Here is an 18,804-nt window from a genome sequence, read left to right as displayed (position 1 = left end):
ATCAACGTCAGGGTAAATCTGGGGGAGAGTCGAGTTGACTCAATCCGTGTGACCGGCAGCCGTGCCGGAAAGTTCGATAAGAATAATGGCTGTCTTGTTATGGAGTAAGGCCGCTTTTCGACAATCTCTGTTACCGCTTCGGCAATAGTCGAAAGCCGAACCAGGCGCCACAGTTATACCGCGGCAGGCGTTGTTAACCCGGTTGATAACCCATCCGCCAGCTGATGGCTGTGCTCGCTTCCAGCAGCCGCTTGGCTGCGGGGCCGTTTTCATCGGCATGGAACAGCGACGCCGGCCCGACCACGGTCAGTACGCCAGCCACATGACCGGTGGCATCAAACACCGGTGCCGATAATGCATCGACCCCGGGCATCAGCAAGCCATGGACAAAATGCAATCCCCGTTCACGGATCTGTACACCGGTTGCGGCGTAGGTTTCAGGTTTTTTCAGCGGATGAATTTTATCGGTTTGCAACTCCAGCTCGCGCAATGTGGCGGTTTCCCGGTCAGGCAGAAAGGCATTGAACACCAGCCCCGTGGACGAACTCAGCAGGGGCAGCACCGAACCCAGTTTGGTCACCACCGTGACTGCGCGAACCGCGGCTTCAATATGCACCACGGTTGCTCCCTGATTGCCCCACACCGCCAGAAAGCAGGTTTCATTCAAGTCATCGCGCAGTTCGGCCATGGGCAGGGCGGCGACTTTCAGCACATCCATGCTGTTGAGTGCGGCCAGCCCCACACGTAACGCCTCACGCCCCAGTCCGTAATGATTGGTGGCTGCATTCTGCTCGGCAAAACCACTGGCGATTAATGCCTGCAAGTAGCGATGCACCTTGCTCGCCGGCATTTGCACGTGCTCGGCCAGACGCGACAGGGAAGTGGAAGGTGACAGCTCGGCCAGGGCCTTGAGGATGTCAGTGCCGACTTCGGCGGAGCGCACTTTCTGTTTGCCAGTGCTGTCGTTACTGCTGCGTGGCTTTTCCATGGGCTGCTGGGATCTCGGGACGAATGGGCGTCTTTATAGCTTGACGCTTAATACCAATCAAATTACGTTATGCGTAATTGAATTACGATAAAAATAACGCAGCGACGCGCAAGCTGTTTTCGGGCCTGGCGCAGTCAGCTGTATTCTCCACACTGGAGGCGCCATGAACCTCGACTCGTCTTTGTCCGATCTCGTGTATCAATCCGGGTTTGGCAATGAATTCAGCAGCGAAGCATTGCCCGGCGCGTTGCCGGTCGGCCAGAACTCCCCGCAACAAGTCCCCTACGGCCTGTACACCGAGTTGTTGTCGGGTACCGCATTCACCATGGCGCGCAGCGAATCGCGCCGCACCTGGATGTACCGGATCAAGCCATCAGCCAACCACCCGGCATTCGTCAAGCTCGGGCGGCAACTGGGCGGCGGCGGATTGGGCCCGGTAACCCCCAATCGCCTGCGCTGGAACCCGCTGCCAATCCCGGATGAGGCCACAGATTTCATTGACGGTCTGATGGCTATGGCGGCCAATGGCGCTGCGGACAAACCTGCGGGTATCAGCATTTACAGCTACTGCGCAAACACCTCGATGCGGCGCGTGTTCTTCAACGCCGACGGTGAATTGCTGCTGGTGCCCGAGCAGGGCCGTCTACGGATTGCGACCGAGTTGGGGGTGCTGGAGCTTGAGCCTCTGGAGATTGCCGTGATCCCCCGTGGCCTCAAGTTCCGTGTTGAACTGCTCGACCCGCAAGCCCGTGGCTACGTGGCCGAAAACCATGGGGCGCCGCTGCGCCTGCCGGATCTGGGCCCCATTGGCAGCAATGGCCTGGCCAATCCCAGGGATTTTCTGGCCCCGGTGGCCCACTACGAACATAACGGGCAACCGACCCCTCTGGTGCAAAAATTCCTCGGTGAACTCTGGGGTTGCGAGCTGGATCACTCGCCACTCAACGTGGTCGCCTGGCATGGCAATAACGTGCCGTACAAGTATGACCTGCGGCGCTTCAACACCATTGGCACCGTCAGCTTCGATCATCCCGACCCCTCGATCTTCACGGTATTGACCTCGCCCACCAGCGTGCCGGGTCTGGCCAACCTCGACTTCGTGATCTTCCCGCCGCGCTGGATGGTGGCTGAAAACACCTTCCGGCCACCATGGTTCCACCGCAACCTGATGAACGAGTTCATGGGCCTGATCCAGGGCAGTTACGACGCCAAGGCCGAGGGGTTCCTGCCCGGCGGTGCTTCGCTGCACAGCTGCATGAGCGCCCATGGCCCGGACGCCGAAACCTGTACCAATGCCATTGCGGCAGAGCTGCAACCGAGCAAAATCGATAACACCATGGCCTTTATGTTTGAGACCAGCCAGGTGTTGCGCCCCAGCCGGTTCGCCCTTGAATGCCCGCAGTTGCAATCCAGTTACGACGCTTGCTGGGCTTCGCTGCCCACAACCTTCAACCCGAATCGGAGATAAACATGACCCAGTCCACATTTACCCGCAGCTGGATCGCCTCCGCCAACGGCCACAGTGATTTCCCGTTGCAAAACTTGCCCATGGGGATCTTCAGCCTTAATGGCTCGGCGCCCCGTAGCGGCATCGCCATCGGCGAGCACATTTTTGATCTTGAGGCGGCGCTGGCTGCCGGTTTGTTTGAAGGTCAGGCCAAGGTCGCGGTGGAAGCCTCGCTGGGCGGCGCCTTGAATACCTATTTTGCGTTGGGCCGCAGTGCCCGGGTAGCCCTGCGCGAACGCTTGCTGGAGCTGCTGGGCGAGGGCAGCACCCTGCGGGGCAAGATCGAAGCCCAGGGTGCGAAACTGCTACCGCTGGCGGCGGATTGCCAATTACACCTGCCGGCCAAAATCGGTGACTACACCGATTTTTATGTCGGCATCGAACACGCGAAAAACGTCGGCAAACTGTTTCGCCCTGACAATCCTTTGCTGCCCAACTACAAGTACGTGCCAATCGGCTACCACGGCCGCGCTTCCACCATTCGCGCATCGGGTGCCGAGGTGCGTCGTCCTAAAGGACAAACCTTGCCCACCGGTCAGACCGAGCCGACTTTTGGGCCCTGTGCACGTCTGGATTACGAATTGGAACTGGGTATCTGGATTGGCCAGGGCAATGACCTGGGGGATGCCATCCCGGTCAGCGAAGCGGGCGAACACATTGCCGGTTTCTGCCTGCTCAACGACTGGTCGGCGCGTGATATCCAGGCCTGGGAATACCAGCCGCTGGGGCCGTTCCTGTCCAAAAGCTTCATCACCAGCATTTCCCCGTGGGTGGTGACGGCCGAAGCGCTGGAGCCGTTCCGCCGCGCGCAGCCGGCCCGTCCTGAAGGCGACCCGCAGCCCCTGGCGTACTTGCTCGATCCCAAGGATCAGGGCCAGGGCGCGTTGGACATCGAGCTCGAAGTGCTACTGCTGACCCAGGGGATGCGTGAACAAAATCTGCCGGCCCATCGACTGGGCTTGAGCAACAGTCTGAACATGTACTGGACTGCCGCGCAGCTGGTGGCTCACCACAGTGTCAACGGTTGCCAGCTGCAGTCGGGCGACCTGTTCGGTTCGGGCACCCTGTCGGGCCCTGACCGCTCGCAACTGGGCAGCCTGCTGGAAATCACCGAGGGCGGTAAACACCCGATCGAACTGGCGTCGGGCGAGGTTCGCAAGTTCCTTGAGGACGGCGACGAAATCATCCTGCGTGCCCGTTGCACCCGTGAAGGGTATGCCTCCATCGGTTTTGGCGAATGCCGGGGCAAGGTCGTCGCTGCGCGCTAAAGGAGCGAGCCATGCAACTCTTTACCTACTACCGCTCGACCTCGTCCTACCGGGTGAGGATCGCGCTGGCGCTTAAAGGTCTGGATTATCAGGCGGTGCCGGTCAACCTGATTGCCGCTGGCGGCGGCGAGCACCGCCAGCCGGCGTATCTGGCGATCAATCCCCAAGGCCGGGTACCGGCCTTGCGTACGGAGGAGGGCAGGGTGCTGACCCAGTCCCCGGCGATTATCGAATACCTCGAGGAGCGGTATCCGCAGGTGGCGTTGCTGTCCGAAGATCTGGACACCCGTGCCCGCGAACGTGCGGTGGCAGCCTTGGTGGCCTGTGATATTCATCCGCTGCACAACGCCAGCGTGCTCAATCAACTGCGCCAGACGGGGCAGACCGAAGAGCAGGTCATGCAATGGATAGGTCACTGGGTCAGCCAGGGCCTGGCGGCTATTGAACAACTGATTGGCGATAGCGGCTATTGCTTCGGCCCGGAGCCCGGGCTGGCGGATGTGTACCTGATCCCGCAGCTGTATGCGGCTGAGCGCTTCAAGGTATCGCTGGTGCCATACCCGCGGATCGCCCGGGTTGCGGCATTGGCAGAGCAGCACCCCGCGTTTGTCGCTGCACACCCCGCGCGGCAACCGGACACACCCGCCTAGCGGCACACAAGACAATGGCCGGGCCGGGGTTCAGACGCACAAACTGTAGCCCCGGCAGGTTATGTCTGAAACCCTGAAAACAGCTCAGACTTATTCCTGCGCACTTCAACGATTTTTCTGGCGCCACCTATACTGGCGTTTACCTTTTATCGTTCGAGGGCTGGTTAATGTTTGCTCTCATGCAAAGTGCTCATGTGGAGTCGTTGCACCTCAGTGTCGATCCTGTCACCGGGCTCAAGGCAGTGATTGCCATTCATAGCAGTCGTCTGGGCCCCGCCCTGGGTGGCTGCCGTTATCTGGCGTATCCCAACGATGAAAGTGCCGTCAACGATGCCATCCGCCTGGCCCAGGACATGAGCTATAAAGCGGCGCTGGCCGGTTTGGCGGTGGGCGGCGCCAAGGCAGTCGTCATGCGGGCGGCCCATGTCGAAAGTCGCGCGGCGCTGTTTGAAGCATTCGGTCGCTGTGTCGAGCAACTCGATGGACGCTATATCACCGCGATCGACAGCGGCACCTCTACCGCCGATATGGATTGCATTGCCCAGAGCACCCGCCACGTAACCAGTACCACTGCGGCAGGCGACCCGTCACCGCATACGGCGATGGGGGTGTTTGCCGGTATTCGCAGCACTGCGTCGTCGCGTCTGGGCAGTGACAACCTGGAAGGATTGCGGGTTGCCGTGCAGGGGCTGGGCAAGGTCGGTTACGCCCTGGCCGAGCAACTGCATGCGGCGGGTGCCGAGTTGCTGGTGTGCGATACCGATCCCGGTAAAGTTCGCCTGGCCATGGATCAGCTTGGCGCCCATCCGGTTGCCTGTGAAGCCTTGCTCAGCACCCCCTGTGACATTCTTGCACCCTGCGGTCTGGGCGGCGTGCTGAACTGGCACAGCGTGGCGCAACTGCGTTGCTCGGCAGTGGCCGGCTGTGCGAACAACCAGCTGACCAACCTGCAAGTTGCCGATCAGCTCGAGCGTCGGGGGATATTGTATGCGCCTGACTATGTGATCAATTCGGGCGGTCTGATTTACATGGCGCTGACCCATGAAGGCGCGACCCCCGAGGCCATTAACCAGCAGTTGTTGCGTATCAGCCAGCGCCTGACGGGCATCTACGCCCACGCCCAGGCCGAGAAGCGTTCACCGGCACGGGTTTCCGATGAGCTGGCGCAGCGGTTGTTGTACCCCAAAAGCACTGCGACCTCATCGTAGGCGCAGGCTTGCCCAGGAAGCTGATTGAGCCGAACAGCCAGACCTTCAGGCCATTGCCAGCAATCGAGCATCCACCGGCTGCTCCAGCAGGTTGCTTGCCTGACAGGATTGATCAGCGGCCAAAAAACGGGTCTCGAACGCGACCAGCCCGGCATGCTGGTTGTGCAGGGCCTGGATCTGCTCCAGCACTGACTGTTTTTTGTCGGTGATGGCGTTTCGCACCACATCCCATGGCAGTGCCTGGCCGTGGTGCTCATCAAGAATCGCCAGCATTTCCTTCAGTTTGAAGCCCAGTTGCTGGGCGCATTTTATGAACATCAGCCGCTCGACACTCTGCTCGCTGTAGACGCGATAGTTGCCACGGCGCTGCGGCGGCGGCAACAGGCCGATGTCTTCATAGTGACGAATGCTTTTGATGGTGGTGCCCGATCGTTGGGCGGCTTTGCCGATGTACATGAAAAGTCCTTTTTAATGGCCGCCCGCATATTGGAGCCTTACCTGGCAGCGAGTTCGCGGATTTGCCCGAGCCAAATGTCCCGCTGCCTGGCGGTTGAATCCAGAATCGGGCCGAATGTCAGGGTCACGAGGGGTTTTATGCCACAAAAGGCCAGAGTGGTCCTGCGCATTTGATGCAATGCCGGCATGCAGTACACCCATTTGTAATACCAGGGCGGGGTGTCCATGGTCACCAGCAGACAGGCGCTGCGTCCTGACAACAGTTTCTCTGGAAAAGCTTTGCCCTTGCGGTAGCTAAAGGCGAAGCCGGGTAGCAGGATGCGCTCGAGAAAGCCTTTGAGCAAAGCCGGAGCCCCGCCCCACCAGACCGGAAACACCAGTACCAGATGCTCCGCCCAGGTGATGTCAGCCTGGGCCTTGAGCAAGTCCGGCTCCAGCGGCTGGATCTGTTTATAACCCTCGTGCAGCACCGGATCGAAACACAGGGCTGCGAGATGCAACACGCGGACATCCTGACCGGCGCCAATGGCCGTTTCGACATAGCTATCGGCCAGGGCTGCACAAAAACTGTCGGTAGAGGGATGTCCCAGAATTACCAGTACTCGCTTGCTCATCATTACACCAACCTGAAAGACGGCCTTTCAGGATAGGGTCTGCCCCAAGGGGGAGAGTCAAGCGAGGGCTCGGTGCTGTTACTCGCTTTCGACCAGCAACTCGGACAGGGCGTCCGGCTGGCTCTTGAAGGCCTTGGCAAACACATCGCGGTTTTTCGCCATGTAAATGCCGGCTTCTTCGACCTGCTGCTCGCTCAGCGACGGCACGGCTTTTTGCAATACTTCAGCCAGCAACTCTGCAAGTTCCAGCATTTTGTCATGACGGTCAGCTTCGGCTTTATCCATGAACAAACGCTCCAGATCTCGGCTGCTGCGGTATACCACTTCGACGGCCATTTACCACCTCATATGCCTTCACGTAAATTATCTAGCGATTACTGTATTTATATACAGCGAAAAGAATAAGCCAATCCCCGGGATTTGAATAGCGGCTTTTTTACTCTAGCCGCAATTGGTGTGCGCAGCGGGCATCCGAGGTGTCTAATAGCCGGCCGCCACCATCTCACTGGGGATGCCTGGCCTTATTTCTGCATGCAGAAAGGGCCATGTACATGCGGATGATCCGTTCGAGTCGATTCAAGGAGCTGCATCGTGAGAGTTAACAAAGCTGAAAAGCTACGTCGCCAGGTTCATGAACTGGCCGAATCGATGGGCAATCTGTTCGTCGAGACCTTCCACTATATGGCGTTGTTTGCCATTGGCGCAGTCACTGCCTGGGCGGCGGTGATGGAATTTTTGCAGATGGTGGAGAAGGGCAATATCTCCATCGATGACATTCTGCTGCTGTTCATCTACCTCGAACTGGGCGCCATGGTCGGAATTTATTTCAAGACCAACCACATGCCGGTACGTTTCCTGATTTACGTGGCGATTACGGCCTTGACCCGCTTGCTGATCTCCAACGTCTCCCATCACAACCCGCCGGACATGGGCGTGGTGTACCTGACCGGAGCGATCTTGTTGCTGGCGCTGGCGATTCTGGTGGTGCGCTATGCATCGTCGCAGTTCCCGTCGGTGAAAATAGAGAACCCCCGGCGCAAGACCGGCGCAGGTTCAGGTGAACACCCGGAAGTGGAGAAGGGCGAGTTGTAGACGCTGTGTAAATTTGTCTCCTGCAGATTTGCGTCTCGGCAGTTACTTCAAAGCATAAAAAAGGGCGGGCTTACCGAAGTAAGCCCGCCCTTTTTAGTACGCTCTGGGCGCTGAATCAGCTGATTTTATCGAGTTCTTTTTCTTTCTCCAAAAACTCTTCTTCAAGCAAATCATCAGCAGTCTGTTTTGGCTCTTTTTCTTCAAAGCCTTCAACGGCCAGTTTAGGGGTGTGTTTGCCACGTAGCTTGCCGAAAAGGTGCTCCAGCTTGTGCTCCAGTTTTGTCGCGGCACCTTCTACCGCTTCTGTCAGGGAATCAGCGTCGTGGGAAACGAGAAATGGCTGGTGTCCTTTAGGTCGTGCCTCCATTTTGCAACGTTTGTCTTTAGTACCTGACTTGCCACCGTTTTCATCGCTGACATGCACGATGACTCGAGTCAGGTCTTCCAAATGACGTTCGAGCGTAACTTCAACTGTCGCTGTTACCCAGTTCTGGGTACGTACGTCAACGGCGATGTTCTTATCGGAAAAGACTTCAGTTTGCATAATTCTTCCCTTATATAGCGTGCTCGTGTGAGGTCTGACGGCCTCGTGTATTCAAAGGTTCCTCGTCATCGCTCAGTTACAGTGTTTGGGCCGATGAACAAATATTTCAAGCACTATTTTCCGCAAGTCTCGCCAGCCATGACCGGCGTCAGTCTTTGATGAGACGGACAAGCCCGCGTGTGCAGGCTATGGTCGATTTATATCAAAATGCGACGACGGCTCGCCGGCTCAGATTATGTAGAACAGCATCAGGCTGCAGGAGCGAGCTTGCTCGCGAACGGTCTGCAATCATGGCTAAAAGCTCGCTCCTGCAGGGGCTGGCTCAGGTTCTGGGTTCAATCGGCACCTGAAGCTGCAGGCCGTCATCTATTTTTGCATCTGATAATGTTTATCATTAGTATCGCTTTCCTTTTCGACCTGTATACCGATCCCCCACCCATGACCTCTCCCGAACTCAATGAAGGCCCCGGCAGTGACACGCGTCATGGACGAGCGCATTTTCTGCAGGTGTTTTTATCTCAGCGGTTACAAATGGAAGCCCTGGTGAGCCGCCGTGTCGGATGCCGGGCTACGGCGGCCGATCTGGTTCAGGACTTGTTCCTGCGGTTCTGGCGCCGGCCCCTGGTGCAGGTCGAAGAACTCAGCACTTATTTACTGCGCAGCGCCGGAAATATCGCCATCGACCATCTGCGCAGCGAAGGGGCTCGCGGGCGGATCAATCAGCACTGGCAGCCCGAGTCGGACGCCCGCAGCTGCGAGCCCCAGGCAGCACTGGAGGCGGGCAATGACTTGCGCCAGGTCGAGGCCGCCTTGCGCAGCCTGCCCGAGCGCACCCGGCATATATTTTTGCTCAACCGGATTCACGGTCGTACCTATGCCGATATCGCCAGGGTCATGGGACTGTCTCAAAGTGCCGTCGAAAAACAAATGATGCGCGCCCTGGAGGCCTGCAAGGCCAGTTTGCGTGAGCCGCCAGCAGGGGCCGCGCCGTGATCAATCGTCCGGATATTGCGGTCACTGCCGAACAGGAGCGCACCGCGCTGGCGTGGCTCAGTGTGTTGCACGATCAGCCCGACAGCGGTGATCAGGCCACCTTCAGCCGTTGGCTGCTGGCCGATCCCGCCCACGCCGAGGCGTACTCCCGGGCGCAAGTGATATGGGAGCTGAGCGAAGTGGCGGGCAGTACTTTGGCGGCCGAAGAGGCGCAGGTGTTGCAAGGTTACTTGTCGGCGATCAAGGTTTCCCGGCGCAGCAGAATCAAGCACTGGTCCAGTGGGCTGGCGGTTGCTGCGTGCCTGTTGTTGACGGTCGGGGTGTTCGCGGGCTGGCAGCCCATACGCTGGCTCGATAATCTTGGCGCCGATTACGTCAGCGCGCCGGGGCAGGTACGCACCGTGACCCTGGCCGATCAGTCACGGGTCACCCTGGATGCCGACAGTGCCATTGCGGTGAATTTCAGCGCTGGTGAGCGGCATGTGGAGTTGCGGCGCGGGGTTGCGTTTTTCCACGTTACCCATACCGGCGAACCCTTTGTGGTGGATGCCAGTGGTGGCGAAGCGCGAGTACTGGGCACTGAGTTTGAAGTACGGCTGCAGCCTGCCGGGGTGCAAGTTACCGTGTTATCCGGCCGGGTCGGGGTCAAGGCGGGGGAGCACGCGCCACAGCAGATTCTTGCGGCTGACCAGCAAGTGGCCTATGCCGACGGTGCTGTGAGCGACGCGGTGCAACAGGTCGACAGTCAGGCCCGACTGGCGTGGCGCAGCGGCTCGCTGAGCTACTACAAGACGCCGCTGGCCGATGTGGTGGCCGATCTGAGGCGCTACTACCCCGGGCAAATCCTGTTGCTCAATAGCCAGTTGGGCACACGCCGCATCAGCGCCAGCTTCCCCACTCAGGACCCGCAAGCAGTGCTTGCCTCCCTGCAAGGTGTGCTCGGGTTTGAACAGCACACCTTGTTCGGTCGGGTGATTGTGCTGCGTTGAGTTTCATACATGTTGATTGATCGTGGGAGCTGGCTTGCCAGCTCCCACAGGATTTTTTTCAATCAAGGGGTGAGGTAAACCCCGGGGCCATCCGTGTAGTGCTTGAAAATGCGAAAAATTCGCATTCCGTATCAGGTTGGCACACAGGTCATGAGCATGAAGTCCACGTCAGCGGCAGGCGGTTCGGTTAAACAGTGGTTGAGCGTTTCGGCTTTGATGGCCGGTCTGGTGTTAACGCCTTTGTCTGTCGCCATGGCAGCCGGTGCCACTGTGCAGCAAACCGGTGCTCTGTTTGATTTCAATCTGCCGGCCGAGCCGTTGCCCCGGGCCCTCAGCGACTTCAGCCGGCTGACCGGCCTCAGCGTGGTCTACACCGACGAAGCACCCTTCGGCCTGCAAGCCCCGGCGGTCGAAGGGCGCATGGGTGCCGAGCAGGCCTTGCAGCAGTTGCTCGCGCAGTCGGGCTTGAATGCACGGCGCACCGATGCCAGCACCTTTGCCCTCGAACCCCGACCCGAGGCCGGCGCCCTGAACCTGGGGGCCACCAGCATCACCTCCCAGGCCGTCAGTGACACCAGCTATCAGCCTCCGGCCAGTACCTCGGTGATGCGTGGCACGGGCACGTCGATGGAGATTCCGCAGACCATCAACGTGGTCGCCGCCCAGGTCATTCGCGACCAGGTGCCGCGCAATCTGGATGACGCGCTGAACAATATCAGCGGCATCACCCAGGGCAACACGCTGGGCGGGACCCAGGACTCGGTAATGAAACGTGGCTTTGGCGACAACCGCGACGGCTCGATCATGCGCGATGGCATGCCGCTGGTGCAGGGCCGGGCGCTGAATGCCGCCACCGAGCGGGTCGAAGTGCTCAAGGGGCCGGCGTCCTTGCTCTACGGAATCCAGGACCCGGGCGGGGTGGTCAACGTGGTCAGCAAAAAGCCGCAACTGCAGCAGTACAACGCACTGACGGTAAAAGGCTCCAGCTATGGTGCCGGCAAAAACGGCAGTGGCGGGACACTGGACAGCACCGGCCCGCTGGGGGATTCCGGGCTGGCCTACCGGATGATCATCGATCATGAAGATGAAGATTACTGGCGCAACTTTGGCCTGCACCGCGAGACCCTGATCGCCCCGTCGCTGGCCTGGTATGGCGACAACACCCAGGTGCTGCTGGCCTACGAACATCGCGAGTTTCTGACCCCCTTTGACCGGGGCACGGCGATCAACCCGGCCACCAATCATCCGCTGGATATCCCGGCCACGCGCCGCCTCGACGAACCCTTCAACAACATGCAGGGGCGCTCGGACCTGTATCGCCTTGAAGTCGATCACGACCTCAATGACGACTGGAAAGCCCATTTCGGCTACAGCTGGAACCGCGAAACCTACGACGCCAGCCAGGTCCGGGTGACGGCCGTCGACCCGGCCAGCGGTACCCTGACCCGCAAAATGGATGGCACCCGGGGCGCCATCACCACCGACCGCTTCACCACTGCCAGCCTGCAAGGCAAGGTTCAGGTTGCGGGCATGCAGCATGATCTGGTGTTCGGGGTGGATGATGAGTACCGCAAAATCTATCGTGCGGATCTGATTCGGCAGAACAGCCAATACCCGTTCAGCTATCTCGACCCGGTATATGGTCGCGAAGTGGCGGGCACCACGGTCAGCGCCAGTGACAGCAACCAGACCGACTTGCTGCGCAGCGATTCATTGTTCGCCCAGGACTCCATCCACCTGACCGATAAATGGATTCTGGTGGCAGGCGGCCGTTTCCAGAAGTACGACCAGCTCGCGGGCAAGGGCATCCCGTTCAAGGCCAACACCGATACCAACGGCGTCAAATGGATACCGCGGGCGGGTCTGGTCTATCAATACAGCGATGAATTGTCGTTCTACGGCAGCTACACCGAATCGTTCAAGCCCAACTCCAGCATCGCACCCCTGACCGGCGGCGTGGTGCTGGATTCGGCCATCGCCCCGGAGCAGGCCAAGTCCTGGGAACTGGGGGCCAAACTGGATATTCCAGGGCGCATCACCGCCAGCGCGGCGCTGTTCGACATCAAAAAGCGCAACGTTCTGGTATCCACCACCGTGGGTGATGACACGTTGTACTCGACGGCAGGCCAGGTCAGCTCCCGCGGCCTGGAGCTGGATGTCAGCGGTCAGTTGAGCGAACAGTGGAGCCTGATCGGCAGCTATGCCTACACCGATGCCGAAGTCACCAAGGACGCCACCTACCAGGGCATGCGCTTGCAGAACGTGGCTAAAAACAGCGGCTCGCTATCGGCGGTCTATGACTTTGGCAACATTGTTGGCGGCGACAAATTGCGGGTCGGTGCCGGAGCGCGCTATGTGGGTGAGCGTGCAGGCGACGCCCTGAACGATTTCGACCTGCCGTCCTACACCGTGGCCGATGCCTTTGTCACCTACGACACCCAGCTCGAAGGGCAAAAGCTCAAAGTGCAGCTCAACGTCAAAAACCTCTTCGACCGGGTTTACTACACCTCGGCGGCGAGCCGGATGTTTGTCTCCATGGGCGATGCGCGGCAAGTGAGCGTATCCACCACCCTGGAGTTCTGACCCGCCCCCCGCCCCCTGCAGGAGCGAGCTTGCCTCGCGAGCTCTTCAGCAATCTCGCAGATAGCCCACAGCTCGCGAGGCAAGCTCGCTCCTACAGGTTAATTTGGTTGATGTTGTGGCTTTCAAGGCCTGAACGCCGCCCGATACTCCCCCGGCGTCCCCCCCAGGGTCTGTTTGAACCGGTTGGCGAAGTGGCTGGCGCTGGCAAAGCCGCAGGCCAGTGCAATGTCACCCAGCCCCATCGCGCTGTTGCGCAGCAAATCCCGGGCGCGAGCCAGGCGGCGCGCCAGCAGATACTGGTGAGGCGGCACGCCGAAACTCTGGCGAAACATGCGGGCAAAGTGGTAAGGCGACAATGCGCAGTGCGCGGCCAGTTGGCCAATGTTCAACGGCTCGGCCAGCTGCTGCTCAATCATGTCCACCAACTGGCGTCGTTGATACGCCGCCAGCCCGCCCTTGAGTTGCAGCCCGCTGCGCATCCCCACCTGACTGAGCAACGCATGATCGAGCAACTCGCTGGCCAGGCTGCTGGTGAGCAGGCGTTCGCCGGGTTCGCTCCAGTTCAGCTGGATCAACTGATGAAAGCGCCGGGTTTGTTGTTCGTCATCGAAAAAGGTGATTTCGCGCAGTTGCAGCTCGCGAGGTTCGCGGTCGAGCAATGTCACGCAACCCAGGGCGAATTGCTCCTGGCTGACATACACATGGGCCAGGCGAATGGCGCCATTGATCACCCAGGCCGACTGATGATCGGCAGGCAGCACGCAGAGTTTGCCCGGCGCACCCGTTGCCCCCGGCTGCTCCCGGCGAAAGGTCCCGGTGCCACCCGAGATGTAGCACGACAGGGTGTGATGAGTCGGCGCCTGATAGTCGCGGGCATCGTGATGGTTGGTCCACAAGGCTGCGGCCATACCGTCACCGAGCTCGGCACTGTGCTCCAGACGGGCATTGGGCGAGCGGCTCATGGATTGAAAAACTTGCAGGGTATCGAATGCAGACATGGTGATTACTCCAACCCTTCGCATCCTACTCCGTCGCATCAGCGCTGCCAGCCCCGGGGCCACAAAAGCGCAAGAATCTGCAAGTGCGCCCCGGCATTGCATCGCAGACTGCAAGCCATCTCCAGGAGCTTGCCATGAACCTATCCCTGTACTTGTTGACCGTGTTGATCTGGGGCACGACCTGGATCGCCCTCAAACTGCAATTGGGGGTGGTGGCCATACCGGTGTCCATCGTCTATCGCTTTGGCCTGGCGGCACTGGTGCTGTTCGCGGTGTTGTTGCTGACGCGTCGGCTGCAAACCATGAACCGGCGCGGGCATCTGATTTGCCTGGCGCAGGGCCTGTGTCTGTTCTGCGTCAACTTCATGTGCTTTTTGACCGCCAGTCAGTGGCTGACCACAGGCTTGATCGCCGTGGTGTTTTCCACCGCCACGCTGTGGAACGCGCTGAACGCGCGGATCTTCTTCAAGCAGAAAATCGCCCGCAACGTAATCGCCGGAGGTGCACTGGGGTTGTTCGGGTTGGGGCTGCTGTTCTGGCCGGAGTTGAGCGGGCATACCGCGACCCCGCAGATCCTGCTGGGGCTGGGGCTGGCATTGATCGGCACCCTGTGTTTTTCGGCGGGCAACATGCTGTCGAGCCTGCAGCAAAAAGCCGGGCTCAAACCGCTGACCACTAACGCCTGGGGCATGCTCTATGGCGCCGGCATGCTGGCGCTGTACTGCGCCTTCAGCGGCATTGCGTTCACCATGGAATGGAACGCCCGTTACATCGGCTCGTTGTTGTACCTGGTGATCCCGGGGTCGGTGATAGGTTTCACCGCCTACCTGACCCTGGTCGGGCGCATGGGCCCGGAGCGGGCAGCGTACTGCACGGTATTGTTTCCGCTGGTGGCACTCAATGTGTCGGCGTTTGCCGAGGGCTACCAGTGGACAGCCCCGGCACTGGCCGGTCTGGTACTGGTGATGCTGGGCAACGTGCTGGTGTTTCGCAAACCCCGGGTGGTACCTATGGCCGCAAAACTGGCCTGAACCTCGAACCTCGAACACCGCCCCCCTGTAGGAGCGAGCTTGCTCGCGAGCTGTTCCAAAAGCTCGCGAGCAAGCTCGCTCCTACAGGATCAGATCAGATCAGGATCAGATCAGGATCAGATCAATGCCGTATCAGCCTTTAAAGACCTGCGGGTTCACCAGATCCTGCGGGCGTTCGCCCAGCAGGGCACTGCGCAGGTTGTCCAGGGCACGATTGGCCATGGCTTCCCGGGTTTCATGGGTCGCCGAGCCGATGTGCGGCAAGGTCACGGCGTTTTTCAACGCAAACAACGGTGACTCTGCCAGCGGCTCTTTTTCATACACATCCAGTCCCGCGCCGCGAATCGTACCGTTTTGCAGGGCTTCGATCAGCGCCGGTTCATCCACCACCGGACCACGGGAGATATTCACCAGAATTGCACTTTTCTTCATCAGCCCCAGCTCGCGCCGGCTGATCAGGTGTCTGGTTTTTTCGCTCAGCGGTACCACCAGGCACACGAAATCGGCTTCGGCCAGCAACTGGTCCAGGCTGCGGAACTGCGCCCCCAGCTCTTGCTCGACGGCAGTCTTGCGGCTGTTGCCGCTGTAGAGGATGGGCATGTTGAACCCCAGGCGACCACGACGGGCGATGGCCGCGCCGATATTGCCCATGCCCACAATGCCCAGGGTCTTGCCATGTACGTCGCTGCCAAACAACGCAGGCGGCACGCTGGCCTGCCATTGCCCGGCCTTGGTCCATGCATCCAGTTCCGCCACCCGGCGGGCGCTGCTCATGATCAGGGTGAAACCCAGGTCAGCGGTGCTTTCGGTGAGCACGTCCGGGGTGTTGGTCAGCATGATCCCGCGTTCGTTGAAGTAGTCGACATCGTAGTTGTCGTAGCCCACCGATACGCTGGAGACCACTTCCAGTTGCCTGGCGTTCTCCAGTTGCTTGCGCCCCAGCTTGCGGCCCACGCCGATCAAACCGTGGGCGTGGGGCAGGGCTTCATCGAACTGGGCATTGAGATCGCCCAGCTTGGGATCGGGCACGATGACGTTGAAATCCTGTTGCAGGCGCTCGACCATCCGGGGGGTGACACGGCTGAAGGCAAGTACGGTTTTCTTGGTGCTGGAAAGGCTCATCTGAACAAGACTCATCGGCTGTCGGGAATGTAAGCACGCTAACATTCCCGCCGTTCATCCGCCAATACCTGAAGGTTTCGACTGTCAGCTATAGGTCGCCAGCTCAGTCTGATGGGCTGCCAGAATCTCCGGCAACGACCCGCGCATGTACTCCACCCAGGTTTTGATCTTCGCATCCAGGTACTGGCGCGAGGGGTAGATGGCGTACAGGTTCAGCTCCTGGGAACGGTACTTGGGCAGCATGCGCACCAGGGTGCCGTTGCGCAGACCTTCGATGGCCGCATACACCGGCAAAATGCCGACGCCCATGCCGCTGGTAATGGCGGTTTTCATCGCATCGGCCGAGTTGACCAGAAACGGCGAGGAGTTGATCAAGACCATCTCCTGACCTTCCGGCCCTTCGAATACCCATTTATCCAGCGCGATCACCGGGCTTACCAGGCGCAGGCAAGCGTGGTTGAGCAGGTCGCCGGGCTTGTCCGCGGTGCCATTGGTTTTCACGTAGCCGGGGGAGGCGCAGACGATGCTGTAGGTGATGCCCAGACGTTGCGAAACAAACCCGGAATCCGGCAGCTCGCTGGCGAGCACGATGGACACGTCGTAGCCCTCGTTGAGCAAGTCCGGCACGCGGTTGGCCAGGGTCAGGTCGAAGGTCACATCAGGATGGGTCTTGCGATAACGGGCGATGGCGTCGATCACATAGTGCTGACCGATGCCGGTCATGGTGTGCACCTTGAGCTGGCCGGCCGGGCGCGAGTGGGCGTCACTGGCCTCGGCTTCGGCTTCTTCGACATAGGCCAGGATCTGCTCGCAGCGCAACAAATAACGTTTGCCGGCTTCGGTCAGGGCGATGCGTCGGGTGGTGCGGTTGAGCAGGCGGGTTTGCAGGTGGGCCTCAAGGTTGGAGACCGCGCGCGAGACGTTGGCCGTGGTGGTATCCAGCATGGCAGCCGCGGCGGTGAAACTTCCGGCTTCGGCTACGCAACTGAAGGCGCGCATGTTTTGCAAAGTGTCCATGGAGTGCTCTCAAGTAGGGGCAACGACAACAAGCAGCGACAAATTGTGACACGAAGTTTCAGCGTTTACTGGCAGGTTTGCATAAGACCAACGGATTATCCCAAGAATGGTAATAAAGATTCACATTAATGCCAGCTTATCGCTGCACCTGCCAGAGCCTAGAATTGTGTTCTTCAGTTTTATCCCTCCTTTCTCCCTCAGGTATTTGCAGCAGTGCAACGTCGCATCAGCAGAGAGCTTAAAGCCCTCAGTGTTCTGGCTTTATCGTTGGCATTAAACGGCTGCATCAGCTTCGGTGGTATCGGTCCAAAAGACACGATGCTCGCCGCTAATACTCTGGTCACCGACGAGGCCATTGAAAACGCCGCGCAAGACGCCAACTGGCCCAAGGCTCAATGGTGGCACGCTTATGGCGACCCGCAACTGGATGCCTGGATCAGCCTTGCAGTGCAGGGTAGTCCAACCATGGCCATGGCTGCCGCCCGTGTGCGTCAGGCCCGGGCCATGGCCGGGATCGCCGAGTCGGCGCAGTCGCTGCAGATCAATGGCGACTCGACGCTCAAACGCCACAACTGGCCGTCTGACCAATTCTATGGCCCCGGTGAGCTGGACAATTCCACCACCTGGGACAACAACGCGGCATTGGGCTTCAGTTTTTCCCTCGACCTGTGGGGCCGCGACAGCAACACCACCGAACAGGCCGTGGACATGGCGCACATGAGCGTCGCCGAAGCGCGCCAGGCGCAACTTGAATTGCAGAACAACGTGATTCGCGCCTATATCCAGTTGTCCCTGCACTTTGCCCAGCTCGACATCATCGAGTCGACCCTGCATCAGCAAGAGCAGATCCTCGATCTGGCGCAAAAGCGTCTGGACGGCGGCATCGGCACGCACTTCGAAGTCAGCCAGGCGCAAGCCCCGCTGCCCGAAATCCATCGCCAGATCGACGCCCGGGAAGAAGAAATCGCCCTCACCCGCAACCAGCTGGCCGCCCTGGCGGGCAAAGGGCCGGGGGAGGGTGCTCGTCTCAAGCGGCCGGTGCTGGCGCTCAATACCGCACTCAAACTGCCTTCCAGGCTGCCGGCCGAACTGCTGGGCCAGCGTCCGGACGTGGTGGCCAGCCGCTGGGAAGTGGCGGCCCAGGCCCGTGGCATTGACGTGGCCCATGCCGACTTCTATCCCAACGTCGACCTGGTGGCCAGTCTTGGCTTCATGGCCACCGGTGGCGGCGCCCTGGAGTTTCTGAGCGCGAAAAAACTCAACTACAACGTCGGCCCGGCGATTTCGCTGCCGATCTTTGATGGCGGCCGCCTGCGCTCGCAACTGGGTGTGGCTGCCAGCGGTTATGACATGGCCACAGCCAAGTACAACCAGACCCTGGTCACTGCGCTCAAGGGCATTTCCGATCAGTTGATCAAGCGCGAGTCCATGGACAAGCAGCAGGTGTTCGCCGCCGAGTCGGTTGCGGCAGCACAGAAAACCTATGACATCGCCATGCTTGCCTATCAGCGCGGCCTTACCGACTACCTCAACGTTCTCAACGCGCAAACCCTGCTGTTCCGTCAGCAGCAAGTGCAGCAGCAGGTCCAGGCCGCACGCCTGGTTGCCCATGCCGAGTTGGTGACAGCGCTGGGTGGCGGCCTTGGTGCCGGCAGCGATGTGCCGAAACAAGATCGTTACGTCCCCGACAAACCGCCAGCTGTCATGGCGCCGTTTGTACATTGATGCTCAACCCCGAGAGCCT

At 59.8% G+C, this 18,804-nt stretch carries 18 protein-coding genes; 10 read left to right on the top strand and 8 right to left on the bottom strand.

Annotated elements, in window-relative coordinates; translation table 11 throughout:
• Positions 1-193: 193 nt before the first annotated feature.
• Complete coding sequence (locus JQ845_RS02660) at positions 194-988, bottom strand: IclR family transcriptional regulator (RefSeq protein ID WP_003439978.1); 795 nt, start codon at positions 986-988, stop codon at positions 194-196.
• 163 nt (positions 989-1,151) lie between these two features.
• Here JQ845_RS02660 and hmgA point away from each other — a divergent pair, with 163 nt between their 5' ends.
• The 4 genes from hmgA (at position 1,152) to JQ845_RS02640 (ending at position 5,621) form a co-directional block, all read left to right on the top strand.
• Positions 1,152-2,456, top strand: coding sequence for a homogentisate 1,2-dioxygenase (hmgA, locus tag JQ845_RS02655; RefSeq protein ID WP_203008120.1), 1,305 nt, complete (start codon positions 1,152-1,154; stop codon positions 2,454-2,456).
• A 2-nt stretch (positions 2,457-2,458) separates the two neighbouring features.
• A complete protein-coding gene (fahA, locus tag JQ845_RS02650) occupies positions 2,459-3,763 on the top strand; it encodes a fumarylacetoacetase (protein WP_203008117.1) in 1,305 nt (434 codons plus the stop codon).
• A gap of 11 nt (positions 3,764-3,774) precedes the next feature.
• Positions 3,775-4,413, top strand: coding sequence for a maleylacetoacetate isomerase (gene maiA, locus JQ845_RS02645; protein WP_010656023.1), 639 nt, complete (start codon positions 3,775-3,777; stop codon positions 4,411-4,413).
• Positions 4,414-4,580: 167 nt separating this feature from the next.
• Positions 4,581-5,621 (top strand): Glu/Leu/Phe/Val dehydrogenase family protein, encoded by a 1,041-nt coding sequence (locus tag JQ845_RS02640; protein ID WP_003439985.1) that lies wholly within the window; start codon positions 4,581-4,583, stop codon positions 5,619-5,621.
• Positions 5,622-5,666: 45 nt separating this feature from the next.
• Here the strand turns inward: JQ845_RS02640 and JQ845_RS02635 are convergent, their stop codons facing one another.
• The 3 genes from JQ845_RS02635 to JQ845_RS02625 all read right to left on the bottom strand — a co-directional run bounded on the left by JQ845_RS02635 (position 5,667) and on the right by JQ845_RS02625 (position 7,027).
• Complete coding sequence (locus JQ845_RS02635) at positions 5,667-6,077, bottom strand: MerR family transcriptional regulator (RefSeq protein WP_010656022.1); 411 nt, start codon at positions 6,075-6,077, stop codon at positions 5,667-5,669.
• 38 nt (positions 6,078-6,115) lie between these two features.
• On the bottom strand, positions 6,116-6,691 hold the full coding sequence (locus JQ845_RS02630; protein ID WP_203008277.1) for an NAD(P)H-dependent oxidoreductase: 576 nt from the start codon (positions 6,689-6,691) through the stop codon (positions 6,116-6,118).
• 78 nt (positions 6,692-6,769) lie between these two features.
• Entirely contained in the window at positions 6,770-7,027 is a 258-nt protein-coding gene (locus JQ845_RS02625; RefSeq protein ID WP_003439988.1) for a YebG family protein, read from the bottom strand.
• Positions 7,028-7,282: 255 nt separating this feature from the next.
• Here JQ845_RS02625 and JQ845_RS02620 point away from each other — a divergent pair, with 255 nt between their 5' ends.
• Complete coding sequence (locus JQ845_RS02620; RefSeq protein ID WP_003439989.1) at positions 7,283-7,783, top strand: phosphate-starvation-inducible protein PsiE; 501 nt, start codon at positions 7,283-7,285, stop codon at positions 7,781-7,783.
• A gap of 115 nt (positions 7,784-7,898) precedes the next feature.
• Here JQ845_RS02620 and JQ845_RS02615 read toward each other — a convergent pair whose 3' ends face one another.
• Positions 7,899-8,327 (bottom strand): HPF/RaiA family ribosome-associated protein, encoded by a 429-nt coding sequence (locus JQ845_RS02615; protein ID WP_003439990.1) that lies wholly within the window; start codon positions 8,325-8,327, stop codon positions 7,899-7,901.
• A gap of 438 nt (positions 8,328-8,765) precedes the next feature.
• On the opposite strand from JQ845_RS02615, the gene JQ845_RS02610 reads away from it, so the two are divergent.
• From JQ845_RS02610 to JQ845_RS02600, 3 genes are all read left to right on the top strand, one after another.
• A complete protein-coding gene (locus JQ845_RS02610; RefSeq protein ID WP_203008114.1) occupies positions 8,766-9,320 on the top strand; it encodes an RNA polymerase sigma factor in 555 nt (184 codons plus the stop codon).
• The gene (locus tag JQ845_RS02605) at positions 9,317-10,309 is read left to right on the top strand and encodes a FecR family protein (protein WP_003439992.1); all 993 of its coding nucleotides are present in this window, start codon (positions 9,317-9,319) and stop codon (positions 10,307-10,309) included. Before JQ845_RS02610 ends, JQ845_RS02605 begins: the two co-directional genes overlap by 4 nt.
• 156 nt (positions 10,310-10,465) lie before the next feature.
• Positions 10,466-12,892, top strand: coding sequence for a TonB-dependent siderophore receptor (locus JQ845_RS02600; protein ID WP_203008111.1), 2,427 nt, complete (start codon positions 10,466-10,468; stop codon positions 12,890-12,892).
• Positions 12,893-13,014: 122 nt separating this feature from the next.
• On the opposite strand, the gene JQ845_RS02595 is transcribed toward JQ845_RS02600, so the two are convergent.
• A complete protein-coding gene (locus JQ845_RS02595) occupies positions 13,015-13,890 on the bottom strand; it encodes a helix-turn-helix domain-containing protein (protein WP_003440011.1) in 876 nt (291 codons plus the stop codon).
• Positions 13,891-14,024: 134 nt separating this feature from the next.
• Between JQ845_RS02595 and JQ845_RS02590 the strand changes: the two genes are divergently transcribed.
• Positions 14,025-14,921, top strand: coding sequence for a DMT family transporter (locus JQ845_RS02590; protein ID WP_160628378.1), 897 nt, complete (start codon positions 14,025-14,027; stop codon positions 14,919-14,921).
• Between the two features lie 132 nt (positions 14,922-15,053).
• On the opposite strand, the gene JQ845_RS02585 is transcribed toward JQ845_RS02590, so the two are convergent.
• Positions 15,054-16,043, bottom strand: a complete 990-nt coding sequence (locus tag JQ845_RS02585; RefSeq protein ID WP_003440015.1) for a 2-hydroxyacid dehydrogenase — start codon at positions 16,041-16,043, stop codon at positions 15,054-15,056.
• Between the two features lie 84 nt (positions 16,044-16,127).
• The gene (locus tag JQ845_RS02580) at positions 16,128-17,060 is read right to left on the bottom strand and encodes a LysR family transcriptional regulator (protein ID WP_003440018.1); all 933 of its coding nucleotides are present in this window, start codon (positions 17,058-17,060) and stop codon (positions 16,128-16,130) included.
• A gap of 213 nt (positions 17,061-17,273) precedes the next feature.
• Between JQ845_RS02580 and JQ845_RS02575 the strand changes: the two genes are divergently transcribed.
• Entirely contained in the window at positions 17,274-18,785 is a 1,512-nt protein-coding gene (locus JQ845_RS02575; protein ID WP_003440021.1) for an efflux transporter outer membrane subunit, read from the top strand.
• The last annotated feature ends 19 nt before the right edge of the window (positions 18,786-18,804 follow it).

The organism is Pseudomonas paraversuta (assembly GCF_904063065.1).
In the GTDB taxonomy this organism is placed as follows: Bacteria; Pseudomonadota; Gammaproteobacteria; order Pseudomonadales; family Pseudomonadaceae; genus Aquipseudomonas; species Aquipseudomonas paraversuta.
This window is presented reverse-complemented; position numbering and strand designations above follow the sequence as displayed.

What these genes read in the sequence shown, in the direction of transcription:
- JQ845_RS02635 (WP_010656022.1), bottom strand. Translation starts at nt 6,077, where the DNA reads ATGTACATCGGCAAAGCCGCCCAACGATCGGGCACCACCATCAAAAGC.
- maiA (WP_010656023.1), top strand. Translation starts at nt 3,775, where the DNA reads ATGCAACTCTTTACCTACTACCGCTCGACCTCGTCCTACCGGGTGAGG.
- JQ845_RS02640 (WP_003439985.1), top strand. Translation starts at nt 4,581, where the DNA reads ATGTTTGCTCTCATGCAAAGTGCTCATGTGGAGTCGTTGCACCTCAGT.
- JQ845_RS02580 (WP_003440018.1), bottom strand. Translation starts at nt 17,060, where the DNA reads ATGGACACTTTGCAAAACATGCGCGCCTTCAGTTGCGTAGCCGAAGCC.
- JQ845_RS02610 (WP_203008114.1), top strand. Translation starts at nt 8,766, where the DNA reads ATGACCTCTCCCGAACTCAATGAAGGCCCCGGCAGTGACACGCGTCAT.
- JQ845_RS02660 (WP_003439978.1), bottom strand. Translation starts at nt 988, where the DNA reads ATGGAAAAGCCACGCAGCAGTAACGACAGCACTGGCAAACAGAAAGTG.
- JQ845_RS02625 (WP_003439988.1), bottom strand. Translation starts at nt 7,027, where the DNA reads ATGGCCGTCGAAGTGGTATACCGCAGCAGCCGAGATCTGGAGCGTTTG.
- hmgA (WP_203008120.1), top strand. Translation starts at nt 1,152, where the DNA reads ATGAACCTCGACTCGTCTTTGTCCGATCTCGTGTATCAATCCGGGTTT.
- JQ845_RS02600 (WP_203008111.1), top strand. Translation starts at nt 10,466, where the DNA reads ATGAAGTCCACGTCAGCGGCAGGCGGTTCGGTTAAACAGTGGTTGAGC.
- JQ845_RS02585 (WP_003440015.1), bottom strand. Translation starts at nt 16,043, where the DNA reads ATGAGCCTTTCCAGCACCAAGAAAACCGTACTTGCCTTCAGCCGTGTC.
- JQ845_RS02615 (WP_003439990.1), bottom strand. Translation starts at nt 8,327, where the DNA reads ATGCAAACTGAAGTCTTTTCCGATAAGAACATCGCCGTTGACGTACGT.
- JQ845_RS02630 (WP_203008277.1), bottom strand. Translation starts at nt 6,691, where the DNA reads ATGAGCAAGCGAGTACTGGTAATTCTGGGACATCCCTCTACCGACAGT.
- JQ845_RS02595 (WP_003440011.1), bottom strand. Translation starts at nt 13,890, where the DNA reads ATGTCTGCATTCGATACCCTGCAAGTTTTTCAATCCATGAGCCGCTCG.
- JQ845_RS02590 (WP_160628378.1), top strand. Translation starts at nt 14,025, where the DNA reads ATGAACCTATCCCTGTACTTGTTGACCGTGTTGATCTGGGGCACGACC.
- fahA (WP_203008117.1), top strand. Translation starts at nt 2,459, where the DNA reads ATGACCCAGTCCACATTTACCCGCAGCTGGATCGCCTCCGCCAACGGC.